Source organism: Arthrobacter sp. ISL-30, assembly GCF_018613855.1.
Lineage (GTDB): Bacteria > Actinomycetota > Actinomycetes > Actinomycetales > Micrococcaceae > Arthrobacter.
The window spans coordinates 59084-75928 of sequence record NZ_JAGGPK010000020.1; the positions used below are offsets into that span (position 1 = coordinate 59084).

Annotated in this window: 16 protein-coding genes and 1 tRNA gene; 8 read left to right on the top strand and 9 right to left on the bottom strand. The window is 62.5% G+C overall.

All coding sequences use genetic code 11. The features are described 5' to 3' along the window. The first annotated feature begins 24 nt into the window (after positions 1-24). Positions 25-2604: an aminopeptidase N gene (pepN, locus tag J7E82_RS08580; protein WP_251041628.1), complete on the top strand. Its 2580-nt coding sequence runs from the start codon at positions 25-27 to the stop codon at positions 2602-2604. Further along, positions 2601-3074, top strand: coding sequence for an OsmC family protein (locus tag J7E82_RS08585; RefSeq protein ID WP_214862196.1), 474 nt, complete (start codon positions 2601-2603; stop codon positions 3072-3074). The genes pepN and J7E82_RS08585 overlap by 4 nt, the downstream gene beginning before the upstream one ends. 33 nt (positions 3075-3107) lie before the next feature. On the opposite strand, the gene J7E82_RS08590 is transcribed toward J7E82_RS08585, so the two are convergent. Further along, positions 3108-4106, bottom strand: coding sequence for an epimerase (locus J7E82_RS08590; protein WP_214862197.1), 999 nt, complete (start codon positions 4104-4106; stop codon positions 3108-3110). Between the two features lie 125 nt (positions 4107-4231). Between J7E82_RS08590 and J7E82_RS08595 the strand changes: the two genes are divergently transcribed. Together J7E82_RS08595 and J7E82_RS08600 are read left to right on the top strand one after the other, a co-directional pair. Further along, positions 4232-4984 (top strand): mechanosensitive ion channel family protein, encoded by a 753-nt coding sequence (locus J7E82_RS08595; RefSeq protein ID WP_214862198.1) that lies wholly within the window; start codon positions 4232-4234, stop codon positions 4982-4984. 124 nt (positions 4985-5108) lie between these two features. Continuing rightward, positions 5109-5531 carry a globin gene (locus J7E82_RS08600; RefSeq protein ID WP_214862267.1) on the top strand — a complete coding sequence of 141 codons (423 nt, stop codon included), beginning with the start codon at positions 5109-5111 and terminating at the stop codon, positions 5529-5531. Positions 5532-5540: 9 nt separating this feature from the next. Here J7E82_RS08600 and J7E82_RS08605 read toward each other — a convergent pair whose 3' ends face one another. After that, entirely contained in the window at positions 5541-6245 is a 705-nt protein-coding gene (locus tag J7E82_RS08605; RefSeq protein WP_214862199.1) for a hypothetical protein, read from the bottom strand. A gap of 99 nt (positions 6246-6344) precedes the next feature. Here J7E82_RS08605 and J7E82_RS08610 point away from each other — a divergent pair, with 99 nt between their 5' ends. Then, positions 6345-7325, top strand: coding sequence for an acyl-CoA thioesterase II (locus J7E82_RS08610; protein WP_214862200.1), 981 nt, complete (start codon positions 6345-6347; stop codon positions 7323-7325). 71 nt (positions 7326-7396) lie between these two features. On the opposite strand, the gene ettA is transcribed toward J7E82_RS08610, so the two are convergent. The 3 genes from ettA to J7E82_RS08625 form a co-directional block, all read right to left on the bottom strand. Next, positions 7397-9079: an energy-dependent translational throttle protein EttA gene (ettA, locus tag J7E82_RS08615; protein WP_214862201.1), complete on the bottom strand. Its 1683-nt coding sequence runs from the start codon at positions 9077-9079 to the stop codon at positions 7397-7399. Between the two features lie 103 nt (positions 9080-9182). Continuing rightward, the gene (locus tag J7E82_RS08620) at positions 9183-9590 is read right to left on the bottom strand and encodes a hypothetical protein (protein ID WP_308113714.1); all 408 of its coding nucleotides are present in this window, start codon (positions 9588-9590) and stop codon (positions 9183-9185) included. A gap of 247 nt (positions 9591-9837) precedes the next feature. Next, complete coding sequence (locus tag J7E82_RS08625) at positions 9838-10392, bottom strand: single-stranded DNA-binding protein (protein ID WP_214862202.1); 555 nt, start codon at positions 10390-10392, stop codon at positions 9838-9840. Positions 10393-10608: 216 nt separating this feature from the next. Between J7E82_RS08625 and J7E82_RS08630 the strand changes: the two genes are divergently transcribed. Further along, positions 10609-10681: transfer RNA gene (locus J7E82_RS08630), tRNA-Arg, on the top strand. Positions 10682-10750: 69 nt separating this feature from the next. Here J7E82_RS08630 and J7E82_RS08635 read toward each other — a convergent pair. Further along, positions 10751-11428, bottom strand: coding sequence for a serine hydrolase (locus J7E82_RS08635; RefSeq protein ID WP_374223600.1), 678 nt, complete (start codon positions 11426-11428; stop codon positions 10751-10753). Between J7E82_RS08635 and J7E82_RS20625 the strand changes: the two genes are divergently transcribed. Then, positions 11400-11879 carry a hypothetical protein gene (locus tag J7E82_RS20625; protein WP_251041629.1) on the top strand — a complete coding sequence of 160 codons (480 nt, stop codon included), beginning with the start codon at positions 11400-11402 and terminating at the stop codon, positions 11877-11879. The genes J7E82_RS08635 and J7E82_RS20625 overlap by 29 nt on opposite strands. 411 nt (positions 11880-12290) lie before the next feature. Here the strand turns inward: J7E82_RS20625 and J7E82_RS08640 are convergent, their stop codons facing one another. From J7E82_RS08640 to J7E82_RS08650, 3 genes are read right to left on the bottom strand one after another with little or no spacing between them, the layout of a single operon-like run. Continuing rightward, a complete protein-coding gene (locus tag J7E82_RS08640; RefSeq protein WP_214862203.1) occupies positions 12291-13130 on the bottom strand; it encodes a sugar phosphate isomerase/epimerase in 840 nt (279 codons plus the stop codon). After that, the gene (locus J7E82_RS08645; RefSeq protein ID WP_214862204.1) at positions 13127-14341 is read right to left on the bottom strand and encodes a dihydrodipicolinate synthase family protein; all 1215 of its coding nucleotides are present in this window, start codon (positions 14339-14341) and stop codon (positions 13127-13129) included. Before J7E82_RS08645 ends, J7E82_RS08640 begins: the two co-directional genes overlap by 4 nt. Continuing rightward, on the bottom strand, positions 14341-15510 hold the full coding sequence (locus J7E82_RS08650; RefSeq protein ID WP_214862205.1) for a Gfo/Idh/MocA family protein: 1170 nt from the start codon (positions 15508-15510) through the stop codon (positions 14341-14343). The genes J7E82_RS08645 and J7E82_RS08650 overlap by 1 nt, the downstream gene beginning before the upstream one ends. A gap of 271 nt (positions 15511-15781) precedes the next feature. Here J7E82_RS08650 and J7E82_RS08655 point away from each other — a divergent pair, with 271 nt between their 5' ends. After that, positions 15782-16840, top strand: a complete 1059-nt coding sequence (locus J7E82_RS08655) for a LacI family DNA-binding transcriptional regulator (protein ID WP_214862206.1) — start codon at positions 15782-15784, stop codon at positions 16838-16840. The last annotated feature ends 5 nt before the right edge of the window (positions 16841-16845 follow it).

Here is a 16845-nt window from a genome sequence, read left to right on the forward strand (position 1 = left end):
CCAAACCCATCTGGAGGCACCACCTTGCCAGGCCTGAATCTGACGCGTACCGAGGCCAGGGAACGCGCCGCGCTGCTGGACGTTGCATCGTATGACGTCACCCTCGACCTCACCAAGGGCCCGGAAGTCTTTGGTTCCACCACTGTTGTCCGTTTCAGCGCCGAACCGGGCTCCAGCAGTTTCATCGATGCGATCACCAGGACCGTACACAAAGTGGTGCTCAACGGCGAGGAACTGGATCCCTCCACAGTTTCCGACGGCGTTCGTATCCAGCTTCCCGGCCTCGCCGCAGACAACGAGCTCACCGTGGTGGCTGATGCGCCCTACATGAACACCGGTGAGGGACTGCACCGCTTCGTGGACCCTGTGGACAATGAGGTGTACTTGTACACGCAATTCGAGGTTCCCGACTCCCGGCGGATGTTCGCCGTCTTCGAGCAGCCGGACCTCAAGGGGACGTTCAGGTTTACCGTCACCGCCCCCGCACACTGGGACGTTATTTCCAACTCCCCCACTCCTGTCCCCGTCGAAGCAGAGCCGAGCCCCGACGGCGGTGCGCGCTCCACGTGGTCATTCCCACCGACTCCGCGACTGTCCTCCTACGTCACGGCCCTGATCGCCGGTCCCTACCAGTCCGTACGCAGCGAGGTCACCAGTTCGGACGGCCGGGTCATCCCCTTGGGCGTCTTTGCCCGCAAATCGCTGATGCAGTACCTGGATGCCGAGAACATTTTCAGGCTCACCCGGGAGGGCTTCGAATTCTTTGAAGCCCAGTTCGGGTTCCCCTACCCCTTCGAAAAATACGACCAGCTGTTCGTGCCGGAGTTCAACGCCGGAGCGATGGAAAATGCCGGCGCCGTGACCATCCTGGAAGGCTACGTCTTCCGCGGCAAGGTCACTGAAGCACAGGTGGAACGTCGGGCCATCACGGTGCTCCACGAATTGGCCCACATGTGGTTTGGCGACCTTGTGACGATGCGCTGGTGGAACGACCTGTGGCTCAACGAATCATTCGCGGAATACATGTCCCACCTGGCGGCGGTCGAGAAAACGGAGTTCGACAGGGCCTGGACCACGTTCGCCTCCGTGGAAAAATCCTGGGCCTACAAGCAGGACCAGCTGCCTACAACGCACCCGATCTTCGCGGAAATCAACAACCTACAGGACGTAGAAGTCAACTTTGACGGCATCACCTATGCCAAAGGCGCTTCGGTTCTTCGCCAGCTGGTGGCGTGGGTGGGACAGGATCAGTTCATGGCCGGTGTGCGTGAGTACTTCAAGAAGCATGCCTGGAGCAACACGGAACTCAGCGACCTCCTGGTGGAACTCGAAAAGGCCAGTGGTCGCGACCTGGATCATTGGGGCGCCATTTGGCTGGAGACTGCGGGCGTGAACACCCTCGCGCCGGAACTGGATGTCGACGCCGATGGCATTATCCGGTCCTTCGCCATCCTCCAGTCAGCTATCGAGGACCAGCCCACGCTCCGTCCCCATCGCCTCGCCGTCGGCTTCTACGAGCTCTCCGGCGAAGGGAGGCTGGAACGCGTGCATCGCGAAGAGCTGGACGTCGACGGTCCCCGGACAGAGGTTCCCGCCCTCATGGGATTGAAGCGTCCCGACCTCATCCTGCTCAACGACGACGACCTCGCCTACGCCAAGGTCCGCCTGGACCCGGCGTCCTGGGCTACTGCGAAGGAACACCTGAAGCATTTTGCCGCGAGCCTTCCTCGCACCCTCGTCTGGGGCTCGGCCTGGGATGCGGCGCGCGACGGCGAAACGCCCGCCCGCGGCTATGTGGAACTCATCCTGGCCAACATCGCACACGAGACGGATTCGTCCGTGATCCTCGTCCAGTTGCGCCAACTCGCAACCACCCTGACGTACTACGTTGCGGAGGAGCACCGGGAAGCCACCATCGTCTCCGCCGGCGACAAATTGTGGGAGCTGGCCTCCGCGGCAGAAGCCGGCTCAGATGCCCAGCTGCAGTTCGTCAAGTCCTACGCCCTCCTGGCCCGCAGCAGCAGTCAACTGGATACCGTCGAGGGCCTGTTGACCGGCAGCTCGCCCTTGCAGGGACTGGCGGTGGAACAGGATCTGCGTTGGGAGCTGCTCACCTCGCTCGTGGTGGGGGGCCGCTACGGCCAGGAACACATCGACGCCGAGCTCGAACAGGACAACACGTCCAATGGACAGAATGCTGCAGCCCAGGCAAAGGCCGCCATTCCAACTCCGGAGGCCAAGGCCGCTGCCTGGGAGTCCATCGTGGTGAAGGGCGAGCTTTCCAATGCCCTTCAAGGCTCGGCAGTCACGGGATTCACGCGGGTCCTGGATACGAGCCTGCTGGAGCCATACTCAGAGAAGTATTTTGAAGCAGTGCCGGGCATCGTTGCCACCCGCACGCACGCGCTCGCCCAGCAGATCGTCGTCGGGCTCTATCCCTCGCAGCTCACCAGGCAGGCAACCGTGGACCGGACCGACGGCTTCCTGGCGGGCCTCCCGCCGGAAAGCACAGCGTTGCGGCGCATGATGCTGGAAAACCGCGACGGCGTAGCGCGCGCCTTGAGGGCCAGGGCCATCGACGCCGAAGGCGGGACATCACAATGAGCCTGGATGAACACCGCTATGAACTGAGCGTCCGCTGGACCGGGAATCGCGGCGACGGCACATCCTCCTATCGGGGTTACAGCCGCGACCACGACGTCGAGATCCCGGGCCTGCCTGTGCTCAAGGGCTCCGCCGACCCCACCTTCCACGGCGACCGAACCCGCTATAACCCCGAGCAGCTCCTGCTGGCAGCCTTGGCGCAGTGCCACATGCTCTCCTTCCTCCACGTCGCCGTCAAGCACGGGGTTGTGGTCACCGCCTATGAGGACTCAGCCGAGGGGCTCATGAGGCTGAACAAGGACGGCAGCGGACAGTTTGAGAATGTCACACTCAAGCCCCACGTCACTGTTGCGGATCCGGCACAGCTGGAAAAGCTGCCCGAGCTGCACCATGAGGCCAACAAGGTCTGTTTCATTGCCCGCAGTGTGAACTTCCCGGTCCGGCATGAAGCCACCGCGTCATCCGGCTAGACGCCTGCGCCTGGTCTAATCCCCTGCGGGGGTCTAATCCCCTGCCGGCGCGGATGCCAGCAGTTCCCCGACCAGCCGGGCCTCTGTCAGCGGGCTCAGCCCTGCTTTCCGCTCCCTGTCCAGGCCGCGCTGCCGTTCATCAGCCAGCGTGTCGCGGAGCGTTTCCTGCCAGGGGCGCAGGGTAAGGCCCGCATCCAGGGCGGCCGTATTGGCGCGGGCACAAAAGCCGTCGTGATTGGGCGGCAGCCAGAGAGGCAGGGAGTCAGGCCCCGACCAGTACTCCACGCCATGGCTCTGCAACCAATCCTCTCCGGCAACGACGACGTCCCCCGGCGGGCCTGCCTGGATCCTCGCCTCATCGATATATTCCCCAAAGGGCACCACTTCGCCGACGGCGTTGAAGGTGCCCACGATTCCTTGCTCCGCCGCCTTCAGGATCCAGGCGGCGAGGTCCCGAACGTCGATGACCTGTGTCGGGAAATCCGGGATGTCGGGAAGCAGGACGGTGTCCTCATTGCGGGCAAAACGCGCGGGCCAATATCCGTAGCGATCGCTGGCGTCCCCCTGCCCGGCGATCAGCCCGGCCCGGCAGATGTGCGCCTTCGCGCCGACGAGCTCGCGGCTGGCAAGTTCTATGGCCACTTTTGCTTCCCCATAACGCTCCGGGGTAAACGGAACAGTTGCCGGAAGCGGCTCAAGGAGAGCTGTGTCTTCGTCGGAGCCGACGATTGAATGGTCCGCATACACGGAGCAGCTGGAGACGAACGTCCAGTGCCTTGTGCGGTCTGCCAATGCCCGGAGCGCGCCGCGCGCCTGGGAAGGGTCACGCGCGATCTCGACGACGGCGTCCCACTCGCCATCGGGATAGGCATCGTCTCCGACGGTGCGGTCCCGGCGCAGCCACTGCACCCCGGGCGGCGGGGAAGCCACGGATCCACGTGCAAGGCAGGTGACATTGTGTCCAGCCAGGACTGCCTGGCGTGCGACTTCAGCGGAGAGGAAGGCGGTGCCGCCCAGGATCAGGATGCGCATGCCGCCACCCTACGGCGATAGGGTTGGAGAGAGACAGAGCTTTCCGCGCAGGGCGAATATGACAAGTGCGAACAGGACAAGCCGGAACAAGTCGCACGAGTAAAGCAACAGGAGTACTTCCGTCTATGGACACCAATGTTTCTCCCCTACCCGAAGTAGCGGCGGATGTAGCGAGAATTGATGTCGCGGGCATCCTGATTACCATCGGCGTCGGCGTGGCCGTGTGGCTCATCGCCAGCTTCATCATCGTCAGGATCACCAGGCGCGTGGCCAGTGGGAGCACGCTCTTCAAGAAGCCGCATTTCCGCTGGGTGGCTCCTGCCCTGAGGGCCCTGGACCATGAGCGGCGGGCCCAGCGTGCCGAGACCATTGGATCCCTGCTCAACAGTGTGGTTGGCGTCGTCATCGTAACCATCGTGATCATCTATGTGCTCAAGTACTTGAATGTGGACATCACGCCGCTCCTGACGAGCGTTGGAATCCTTGGTGTCGCGATTGGCTTCGGCGCCCAGCAGTTGATCCGCGACTTCCTCGCCGGAATCTTTATCACCATCGAGGACCAATACGGGATCGGCGACGTCATCGAAACCAGCGAGGTAGTGGGTACCGTGGAATCCGTCGGGCTGAGGATCACCAGGGTCCGAGCCAACGACGGCGCCATCTGGTACCTTCGCAATGGCGAAATCCTGCGCGTGGGCAACCGGTCCCAAGGCGACTACGTTCCCCCTTCGGATGCTGAGTCGCAGGATGAATCGCAGGACGAAGACGAACCAAAGGTCGCGCCGCCCCTGAAAGCAGCTTCGCAGCCGGCAGAAGCCGCAGCGCCGGCATCCCAGAATCCAGTAGCAAAGCATCCGGACCAGAAAGCCAGTGAGTAGCATGAGCAGTCAGTCAGCGCCCCATCCGCCGCAAGACCAGAACCAGGCTGTCCAGGGTGAACGTCAGGGAGCCCCGGCGGCGACACAACCGCCGTCGAGCCTTCCCCTGCACGGTCGTCAGCTTATGCAGAACGATCCATTCAGCCAGCCGGGTTACACGGACAGCTTCTACGATGCGATCGGCGGGCACGATACGTTCGTGAAGCTTATCGACGTGTTTTATGACGGTGTTGCCAAGGATCCACTGCTCCGGCCGATGTACCCCGAAGAGGACCTGGGCCCGGCCAAGAGCCGATTCCTGATGTTCCTTGAGCAGTACTGGGGCGGCCCGACCACTTATAGCGAAGAGCGCGGCCATCCAAGGCTGCGGATGCGTCACATGCCGTTCCGCGTGACTCCGGAGGCGAAAGACCGGTGGCTGTTCCACATGCGTGCAGCGGTTGATTCCCTGGGATTGTCTCCACTGCACGAGGGCACCCTGTGGGACTACATGGAGCGCGCCGCGATGACAATGATCAACAGTCCCTCCGCCTCAGAGGGGAACTAGCCGTGGAAATTAGTGCTTCCTGTTAGTGCTTCGGCTGGAGGCGCCGGCGCCGAAGTCGAGGCCGGCCCCTGTACGCACCAGCACATGGCCACGCTGGCTGCTGATCCTGAACCAGCGCCCATTACGGTAGAGCTGCTGTTCGCCGTCGGCCAGGAACCCCAAGGCCAGCGCGGCAAACGCTGCACCGGCAGGCACGCCCCAGGCCTGCTCCAAGCCGCGACCCCACACCGCCGCGCGGGCGTTGTTCACGATCAGGGCACCGGGGTTCTCAGGAACAATTCCGGCCACCTCGGCAACTCCCGCCTCAGCCGAAGACTTCAGCTCTGCGTCCGCGATACTGCCCAGCAGCTCCCAGCCGGAACGCGGCGCCCCGACGCCGGCCCATGACTCGGACACTGTGGTAGGCGGAACCGGCAGCTCGACATCGTCGTCGGAGGATCGGGCAAGACGGTCCAGTACGGACGCCAGCGAGACGGTGGAATCCAACTCGGCAGGCTCCGCGAGGGCCATGGTCCGAAGGCCGAGAATTGTGGGAGTAGCCTCCCCCAGCAGCCGTGGCCGGAGCACGCAGACATACGCCGCCAGGACGGAACCTGCTGCCTGGAGCCTAATTGCCCCGTCATCGATCCTTTTGGCTCGGGTGACGAAGGTGCGCAGATCGGCCAGATCGCGGGAGTCGGCGAAGCGGACGGATTGGGTCAAGACATCGGACACGTTAACGACTCTACCGGCATAGCGCTTGTTGAGCAGTGTCCGCTTGTTGAGCAGTACGTGCTTGTTGAGCACTGTCAGGGCGCCGTCTAGAGTCGAACCATGACTGACGCGCACACCGGCCTGCAGAACCAGGTCTTCCAGGATCCGACTTCCACTTTGATTGAGCTGCTGGACCTGGGTCAGCTTGAAGGGGCGCGTACCGACGAAGACATCTTCCTGGGTCCGTCGCAGAAGCAGCCGAGGCAGCGGGTGTTCGGTGGCCAGGTCCTGGCACAGGCCTTGATGGCCGGGATGCGGACGGTCGAGCCGGACCGCGTCGTCCATTCGATGCACGGATATTTCCTTCGTCCAGGCGACGCCAACAAGCCCATCACCTTCGGGGTTCAACGGCTCAGGGACGGCCGGTCCTTCTCGGCACGCCGGGTACATGCTTACCAGGAGGGCGTGCCCATCCTGTCCATGATTGCTTCGTTCCAGCTGACCGACGACGGCGTCGATCACCAGTCCGGGATGCCCGCGGGCGTCCCAGATCCAGAATCGCTGCCGAGTACGGCGGACCTGCTCAGCAAATACGATCACCCCATCGCCCGGCATCTTGCCTTCGAACGGCCCTTCGACGTTCGCCATGTGGACCCCGCCTTGTACGTATCCGCCAGCGGAGAAAGGACGGCCACGAATGCTGTCTGGATGAAGACGTTTGGTCCGCTGCCCGACGACGAATTCCTTCATCGCGCCGCCCTTGCCTTCGCCAGCGACTACACCATCCTGGAACCTGTGTTGCGCCGACACGGCCTGAGCTGGATGACTCCCGGAATGAGCGTAGCGAGCCTGGATCACGCAATGTGGTGGCATCGTCCGGCCCGAGTGGACGAATGGCTCCTGTACGTCCAGGAATCCCCCAGCGCCCAGGGCGCCCGAGGGCTTTCGACCGGCAAAATCTTCAATCGACAGGGCCTGCATGTGGCATCAGTGGCCCAGGAAGGCATGGTCCGGGTTCCGACGGACCTGAAGAGCAAGGTTGTCGGCGCCATCCAGTCGCGCGTCCTGGAGCACCAGGTGCGGAAGGCCGAGCGGGACTAGTTTCCCGAAGCAGCAATTACGGCAAAGGCCGGCTCCCTGGGGGAGCCGGCCTCTGTGCTGTAGAACGAAACTTAGTCGCGGGTGAGGCGGCGGTGAGTGACGCGATGCGGCTTTGCGGCATCGGGGCCGAGGCGCTCCACCTTGTTCTCCTCGTAGGACTCGAAGTTGCCCTCGAACCAGTACCACTTGGACGGGTTCTCGTCGTCGCCTTCGTAGGCAAGGATGTGCGTTGCCACGCGGTCAAGGAACCAGCGGTCGTGCGAAACCACCACGGCGCAGCCGGGGAATTCGAGCAGTGCGTTTTCAAGGCTGCTCAGTGTTTCGACGTCGAGGTCGTTGGTGGGCTCGTCGAGGAGCAGCAGGTTTCCTCCCTGCTTGAGCGTGAGCGCAAGATTCAGGCGGTTACGCTCACCACCGGAGAGCACCCCGGCCTTCTTCTGCTGGTCCGGACCTTTGAAACCAAAGGCAGACACGTAGGCACGCGAAGGCATTTCCACCTGGCCGACCTGGATGTGGTCCAGCCCGTCGGAAACAACCTCCCACAGTGTCTTGTTGGGGTCGATGCCCCCACGGGACTGGTCCACGTAGGAAATCTTGACCGATTCGCCGATCTTGAGTTCGCCGTCGTCAAGGGGCTCAAGTCCCACGATGGTCTTGAAGAGGGTCGACTTGCCGACGCCGTTCGGGCCGATGACGCCCACGATGCCGTTTCTCGGGAGGGAGAAGGAGAGGTCCTCGATCAGGACACGGTCATCAAAGCCCTTCTTGAGGTCCTTGGCTTCAATAACCATGTTGCCCAGGCGGGGTCCCGGCGGGATCTGGATCTCTTCGAAGTCGAGCTTGCGAGTGCGCTCGGCCTCGGCTGCCATTTCCTCGTAGCGTGCCAGACGAGCCTTGGATTTGGTCTGGCGGCCCTTGGCGTTGGAACGGACCCAGTCGAGTTCCTCGGAGAGGCGCTTGGCAAGCTTGGCATCCTTCTTGCCCTGCACCTCAAGGCGTGCCCGCTTCTTCTCAAGGTAGGTGGAGTAGTTGCCCTCGTAGGGGTAGAGGTGACCGCGGTCAACCTCGGCGATCCACTCAGCGACGTGGTCCAGGAAGTAGCGGTCGTGAGTGACGGCAAGGACGGCACCAGGGTACTTGGAGAGGTGCTGCTCAAGCCACAGGACACTCTCGGCGTCCAGGTGGTTGGTGGGCTCGTCAAGAAGCAGGAGGTCCGGCTTCTGGAGCAGGAGCTTGCAGAGGGCTACACGACGACGCTCACCACCGGACAGGACCGTGACGTCCGAATCCGCCGGCGGGCAGCGGAGGGCGTCCATGGCCTGTTCCAGCTGCGAGTCGATGTCCCACGCGTCGGCGGCATCGATGGCTTCCTGCAGCTTGCCCATTTCCTCGAGGAGGGTGTCGTAATCCGCGTCCGGATTGGCCATTTCCTCGGAGATCTCGTTGAAGCGCTTGATCTTTCCGTAGATTTCACCGACGCCTTCCTGCACGTTGCCCAGGACGGTCTTTTCCTCGTTCAGCGGCGGCTCCTGGAGCAGAATGCCTACGCTGTAGCCGGGGCTAAGGCGTGCCTCGCCGTTGGACGGCGTGTCCAGGCCCGCCATGATCTTAAGGATGGTGGATTTACCCGCACCGTTCGGGCCCACGACGCCGATCTTGGCGCCGGGGTAAAAGGACATGGTTACGTCGTCCAGAATAAGTTTGTCGCCAACGGCCTTGCGGGCCTTGGTCATTGTGTAGATGAATTCCGCCATGCGTACAAATCTAGTGGGTTGAACTGGATATCACACATTCCCGGAGACCGTTCTGAAGACCGACGCGATAGACGGACAGGTCCGGCAGGCCCTTCGGCGACGACTAGCTCGAATCGCCCACGAAACACTTGCCGCTGGCAAGGACAGGCAATACGCCAACCGTGACAGCGCCTCCACGGATCTGTCCGATCACGCAATCGCCCCCGGACTTTGCCGCCGCTTCTATGGCATCCACATCAAGTCCAGTCGGTGTCTTGCTAGTGGATATTTCTAGGGTGTCCGCGGGAATTCCGGCGGCGACAAGAGCGGACTTGAGCTCTTCCCGATCCGGTATTGCCTTGCCTTGGGCGGCAGCCGCGGTAAGCACGTTCCTCAGGGTTCCTGAAAGGAGTTCGGTTGCTGTCGCCACAGTGGACTGTGGTGTGGGTGGGGAAGAAAGTGATGGTGAGGCTGTTGCCAGGGAACCGGTGGTGGCCAGGGCAGTGCTCGATTCCCCTGCAGGAGTTCCCACGGTGGGAGGAACACTTCCGGAACAAGCGGCGGCGGAAAGTGTGACAAGCCCTGCAACCGCCCCCAGTATCGCGCCACGTGCGGGGTTTTTGATGAGAACGTGAGACCTTCCGCTGCTTTTCACCCTGCAATTCTGCCACGCGGCACTGCGGCGCGAGGATAAGGCGCGAGCATAAGCAATCCGGGGTGGTGTCCGAACGATTCAACCGCGCCGCAGTGCGACCCTCTTGGATTGCGGGAATCGGCAGTCAAGCGACTGCCGAAACCAGCTCACCCGTTTCAGTGTCCACCAAGAGCGCCTCTCCATCACCTTCCTCCGGCAGCACCTCAATGGTTGCCGGGGGCTCCCCCGCTTCGTCCTCGGGTGGCGCCTCGGACCCTTCGGGAGAAGTCCACGGGTTGCTCAGGGCTGCATCGCCGGGCTGATTGGCCTGAGGCGCCGAAGTGCCGCTCATCCGGGTGAAGTTGGCGGTCCCCCACATGAGATCATGCCCAATGGACTCTGCGTCGATCTCCGCCACGTGGTAGATCTTGCCTTCGTGTTCCCACTGACGCAGTTTCAGCTTGCCTACAACGATGACGCGCTGGCCCTTCTTGAGGCTGCACGCGACATGGCCGGCCAGATGCCTAAACGACTGGATTGTGAACCAGTTGGTGTTGCCATCCACCCATGTACTCGTGTTGCGGTCAAAACGGCGTTCCGTGGATCCCAACCTGAATGAAGCTGTCGAGGTGCCGCCCGGCGTCGTCGAACTCCTGATTTCCGAGGCGACGAAGCCCCGAACTGTAATAATGTCGCTCACCGTAGTGTCCTAACGTGAGATGAAGTGCCATATCCGGCCCTTCCAGCTTCGCTCCCAGGGAAACGGCGACCCAGTCCAGAATCGCGGTATGTGCATATCTCCAGCGGATGGACGCCTGTGGAGGATGAGTGCGACAGGGCGCCCTCCTGACGCCGAACGGCGCAAAGTGGCTGTAAACTTTCAGGGGCACCATAGACAACGGTTGTTGGTGTACATGCCCCAGTAGCTCAGGGGATAGAGCAGCGGCCTTCTAATCCGCCGGTCGGGGGTTCGATTCCCTCCTGGGGCGCAGTTGTGGTGAGGCGATACATCGGCGACTCCCCGGTCTTCCGACCGGGGAGTTTCTCTTGCCCACTCCCTATTTGAGTGCGGACACGACGATGCGCGTTAGTTCGTGAATGACTTGGGTGCGGGCCGGAAGACCATTCGCGTAGTTGCCAAGGGTGTAAATCACGAAAACAAAGCTCCTGTCCCCCTGCACCAGGATGCTGGCGTCATGAAGGTTTCCATTAAGCCAGCCGTACTTATGGAAGACGCTGATGTCCGGCGGTACCGCAGCCGGAATCAGCGATTCGTAGTTGGTGTGCTGCATGAAGGAAAGCAGCTCTGCCGTGTGCTGTTTATTGATGAGCTGGCCCGCATACAACAAATTCAGCAAACCGGCCATCTCGGCCGGACTGAGCAAATTCACCGCAGGATCATAATTGATGCCGATCGATGCCGCATACTCACGAAGCCTCTGATAACCGATGGCATCCCGCAACAGGGCCCACGATTCGTTGTTGCTGTACTGGACCATTTGCCGGATTTGAAACGAGGCCACATAACCGCCTAAAGGGGCTGTCAAGGATGCGCTCCCGCTTTCCACTAGGTGGTAGTAAGCAGCCGCCACCAGGATTTTCGCAGTGCTGGCAGCAACAAACTTGGTCCGTGCTCCATATTCGTAAGTGTGGCCGTCGGCCATATCGATCAAAGCCACACCCACCTGATGATCCCCATAGGCATTGATGACTCCATTGATCTGTTCGTGGAGTATTACGCCAACAGGGGCTGCCGGAGGCGGCGGTTCGACGGCGACGGCAGGGGTGCCCGGCGCGGCAGTGTCCGGGTTTGGGGACGCAGGAGACGTGGGCACGGTCTCCGACGGGCTGGCTGGCTCCGACGGGCCCGCTGTCGCCACCGGAACCTGCCCAGCTGGCGCCTCAGCCGCGGACGTCGCTGGAAGCGTGGGCAGGGACGGCGGAACAGACGCCGATGACGTCGGCGCCGCGGGCGCCATCGGTGGCACACCGGGCAAGGTCGCCTGCACCGTGCAGGAGGTTATAGCGAAGATCAGACCGACTGCGGCAGCCGTCGATCCGGACATCAGGGAAAATCGGGGCCGTTTGCGGTGGGTGGTTTTGCGGTGGGTGGTTTTGCGGCACGGCGCTGAGGGATCAGTCATCCTGACATGGCTCTCTCGAAGAAACTCAATGGTGCGCACGTAATCTTGCACCGAGGTAATTAGGGAGGATGTCCCGTATTCAGCACAAAGAACGGGACTTAAAGCGCGCCTTTGGATACCCCGTTTGTTCCGCCACCAGCTTCGGCCAGGAATCTGAAAAAGCAATCGTCCAATGGGTTTTTGTCTGATTGAATCCCAATGGCCCCGATTCCGGCTCTCGCCATGCCTCATAGCTAAACCACGATGGCTAAACCACGCCAATAAGAGTTACAAAATAATGCACCCGCTGACGCGGGGAAGCAAGCCTCTACACGACAAACAAATGAGAAACAGGCACTTCTCCGATGCCACACAAAAAACGGCCCGGCGCCGGATGGTTCCGGTGCCGGGCCGCCAGGTGGAGAGCGGGTCCATGCCGTGACGAAACAGGGACCCGCAGCCTTGGCCGGGAGGATCAGGCGAACGGGAGGACAAGCTCCGCGTACCGCTCCTTCATGGTCTCCAGGACAGCATTGCCGTCCGCGTCCCAGATCTCCTGGTTGAAGATTTCAACTTCGATGTCGCCTGTGTACCCGGCATCGCGCACCCACGTGCCGATGGTGGCGAAGTCAATCACGCCGTCGCCCATCATTCCCCGCGACAACAGCGCATCCGCCGCAATCGGCAGGTTGAAGTCGCACACTTGGTACGAGGCAATCCGGTTCTCCCGGCCCGCACGTTCGATCTGTGCCTTCAGCTCCGGGTCCCACCACACATGGAACGTGTCGACGGCGACGCCGACGGCGCTTGCGTCGTACGGAGCCGCCAGGTCGAGCGCCTGCCCAAGGGTCGAGATGAGGGCGCGGTCCGCGGCATACATGGGGTGCAGCGGTTCCAGGACCAGGCGAACGCCATGTTCGAAGGCAAAAGGAACCAGATCCTCCAGTCGGTCCGCCGCCCGCTGGCGGGCAGCCACGATGTCCTTCTCCCCCGGAGCCAGGCCGCCGACGACGAGGAACAGTTCCCGAGTGTCGAGGGCCACCGCTTCCAGGATCGCCGCACGGTTATCCGCCAATGCGGCGGCCTGGCCTTCGGCGTCGGCTGCGGTGAGGAAACCGCCGCGGCAGAGGGAGGAAACCCGCAGGCCCGCGTCCTTGATCAGCCTGGCAGCCTTGTCCAGCCCGGCTTCGGCAACCCGGTCCCGCCACGGTCCGATGGCTGGAATGCCGGCACAAACGCAGCCGTCAACGGCTTCGGCAAGGGTCCACTTCTTGGTAGTGGCGCTGTTCAGGGACAGCCGTGAGAAGTCGCTCATACGCCTACTCCATTGATCCGCAGGTAGTCGGACATCCGGAACGCGGCCAGGGCGGGATCGCGCAGGAGCCCGGCCTGGTCGGCCAGCTCAAAGGTCCGCGCCAGGTGAACTACGGAGCGGCCTGAGTGCAGTCCGCCGACCATCTGGAAGCCGGCCTGCTTGCCGTTGAGCCAGGACATGAACGCGATGCCCGTCTTGTAGTAGAACGTCGGCGCACTGAAGATATGCTTGCCTAGCTCACGCGTGGAGTCCAGGATGGCGCGCGCCTTGACGGCGTCTCCGGCGTCGTAGCTTTGCAGGGCGGCCGAGGCCGCTGGGTAGATAGCAGCGAAAATACCCAGGAGGGCATCGGAATAGTGGCTGCCGTCGCCGTCGATCAGTTCGGGGTAGTTGAAGTCATCGCCCGTGTAGAGGCGCACTCCCTGAGGCAGCGCCGCCCGGAGAGCGACCTCGTGTGCGGCGTCCAGCAGTGAGACCTTGACGCCATCAACCTTGTCCGCATGCTCGCGGATAAGGCCCAGGAAGGTCTCGGTAGCCACTGCCACGTCGTCCGAACCCCAGTATTCGGCCAGGGCGGGATCGAACATGGTGCCGAGCCAGTGAAGGATAACCGGCTGGTCCACTTCCTGCAGGAGGGTGGAATAGACGTGCAGGTAGTCGTCCGGGCTGGTGGCGACTTTGGCCAGCGCGCGGGAGGCCATGAGGATGACCTTGGGCCCTGCTTCGCTGACGACGGCGATCTGCTCACGGTAGGCATCGAGCACTGCCTGGATTCCTGCGGGTCCCGCAGCCACAGCGGACAAGTCCAGCTGGTCCGTTCCCGCTCCGCAGGATACGAGGTCGCGGACGGACTTGCCGGCGGTTGCGACGTTTCCGGCCGCTACAACGGTTGCGGCTTCCGCGCCAGTGCGCTTGATGAGCTGCTGCGTGGCTGCCCAGTCAAGGCCCATTCCGCGCTGGGCGGTGTCCATGGCGTCTGCCACGCCGAGGCCGTAGGACCACAGCTCGTGTCGGTAGGCCAGGGTGGCGTCCCAGTCGAGCTGGGCCGGGGCGCCCGGCGTGTTGTCCGCGCAGGCTTCGGGAATGACGTGCGCCGCGGCATAGGCGTGGCGCGAGGTGATTGGCGCGGACGGCTTGGCCCACGTGGTGCCCGGCCGGAGCTTATAGAGCCGGGTGCTGCCATCTTCGTCGGGAAGAAGTAGGGAAGTCATTAGAGGGTGATCTCCGGGATGTCGATGGTGCGGCGCTCTGCTGAAGACTGCAGGCCCAGCTCGGCGAGCTGCACGCCCCGGGCGGCGGACAGGAGGCCGAAGCGGTGTTCGCGGCCGGCAACGACGTCGCGGAGGAATTCTTCCCACTGGAGCTTGAAGCCGTTGTCGAGCTCGGCGTTGGCCGGAACTTCCTGCCACTGGCTCCGGAAGGATTCGGTCACGGGCAGGTCGGGGTTCCAGACCGGCTTGGGGGTGTGCGCCCGCTGCTGCGCAACGCACTTGTTCAAGCCGGCGACGGCGGAGCCATGGGTGCCATCGACCTGAAACTCGACGAGTTCATCGCGGTAGACGCGGACGGCCCACGAGGAGTTGATCTGGCCGACCACTTCGTCGCCGCCCGGAGTTTCGAGTTCGAAGATGCCGTAGGACGCGTCGTCGGCCGTGGCCTTGTACTCCTTGCCCTGCTCGTCCCAGCGGGCAGGGATGTGGGTTGCAGTCTTTGCGTTGACGCTCTTGACCTTGCCGATGATTCCTTCAAGGACGTAGTTCCAGTGGCAGAACATGTCGGTGGTCATGCCGCCGCCGTCTTCCTTGCGGTAGTTCCAGGACGGACGCTGGGCGGCCTGGACGTCGCCTTCGAAGACCCAGTAGCCGAATTCGCCGCGAATGGACAGGATACGGCCGAAGAAGCCTTCATCCACCAGCCGGCGCAGCTTGACCAAGCCGGGCAGGTACAGCTTGTCGTGGACGACGCCTGCGGTGACGCCGGCTTCCTTGCCGATGCGGGCCAGCTCGATGGCTTCCTCGAGGGTTTCCGCCGTGGGCTTCTCAGTGAAGATGTGCTTGCCGGCGGCCATGGCCTTCTTCAGGGTGGCGGCGCGCAGGCTGGTCATGGAGGCGTCAAAAACGACGTCGACGGTGGGGTCGTTGATGACGGCATCGAGATCGGTGGACCATTCAGCGACCTTGTGCTTTTCAGCGAGTTCACGAATCTTCGCTTCGTTGCGGCCAACCAGGATCGGCTCCACCTGAACCTTGGTTCCGTCCTCGAGGGTGAATCCCCCGGCGTCGCGAATGGGGAGGATGGAACGCAGCAGGTGCTGACGGTAGCCCATGCGACCGGTGATGCCATTCATGGCGATGCGGATTGTCTTCGTCTCGAAGCCCATAGTTACTCCAGGTTGTTCGGTTGTCTGCCTGTCGGCCTATTCTGGAAAGCGCGTTCCCACTCGTTCTAGTTTGCATGCTGGAAAGGTTGCTGGCAAGCGCATTCCCTAAATATTTGAGTTTTTCTTCCTGTGCAGTTTCACCGCCTGCCCTTGGCCTCTACACCACCGGCCTACTTGGGATAGACCCAAAGGCAAACGCTTTCCCATTCAGTGGATAGAACTGCCATAATGTCCACAAGCACATGGAAACCACTTCCGGACAGGAGTTCACGTGGCTGCAAGCACACTGGCAGAGGTGGCGAAGCTCGCCGGGGTGTCCCCTGCCACGGCGTCGAGAGTGCTCAACGGGTCAGCCCGCAAGCCCGGTGAGGACATCGCCGAACGTGTCCGCAACGCTGCCGTGAGCCTGGGCTATATTCCCAACGCACAGGCACAGGCCCTCGCGCGGTCCAGCAGCGGCCTGATTGGACTTGTGGTCCATGACATCGCAGACCCCTACTTTTCCGCTATTGCCAGGGGCGTTCAGGAAGTCGCCCGGGAGCAGCGCCGCATGGTTCTTCTTGCCTCGACGGGTGGAACCCCCGAGGAGGAACGCGAGGCTGTGGCTGCTTTTGCCGCGCGGCGCGCCGATTCAATCGTGATCGCCGGAACACGTTCCACCCAGGCGGGCCATGCCTCAGCCAATAAGGAACTTGCAGCGGAACTGGACCGCTACTGCCGCAACGGCGGTCATGTAGCCGTTGTAGGTCAGGGCGTTGTCGGCGCAAAGGAAACTGAGGGCTACCATGTGGTGGCCGTGCCGAACGAAGAACTCTCGCGCCGCCTGGCTCTCGATCTTGCCGCGATTCATATCGGGCAGTTTTGGATCATTGCCGGCCCCGAAGGACTCGCAACGTCGGATGAGCGGACCAAAGGGTTCCAGAGAGGACTTGAGGCAGCCGGGCGCCCCGCGGCTGAAGTCCTGAGGACCTCCTTCAACCGGGAGGGCGGCTATAAGGCCGGAGGTAAGCTTGCCTCTCGTATCCAGGCGCTCTACAAGGCGGACCCGAATGCCGCCAAGCCGTGCATTTTTGCGGTAAACGACGTCATGGCGATCGGTGCTGCGGCTGCGCTGCGTGAAAAGGGAATCCGCATCCCCAACGGCGCTGCCATCGCCGGTTTTGACGACATCGAAACCCTGCGCGATTTCCGTCCCGCCCTCTCCACTGTCAGGCTCCCCCTCGAGGAAATCGGACGCCTGGCTACGCGAAGCACTGCGGGAGAGGACGTCGGCCGGACTTTGGAAGTCACTGGAGAAGTAGCGCTGCGTCGCAGCACTGAAAAGGGCTGATGCCC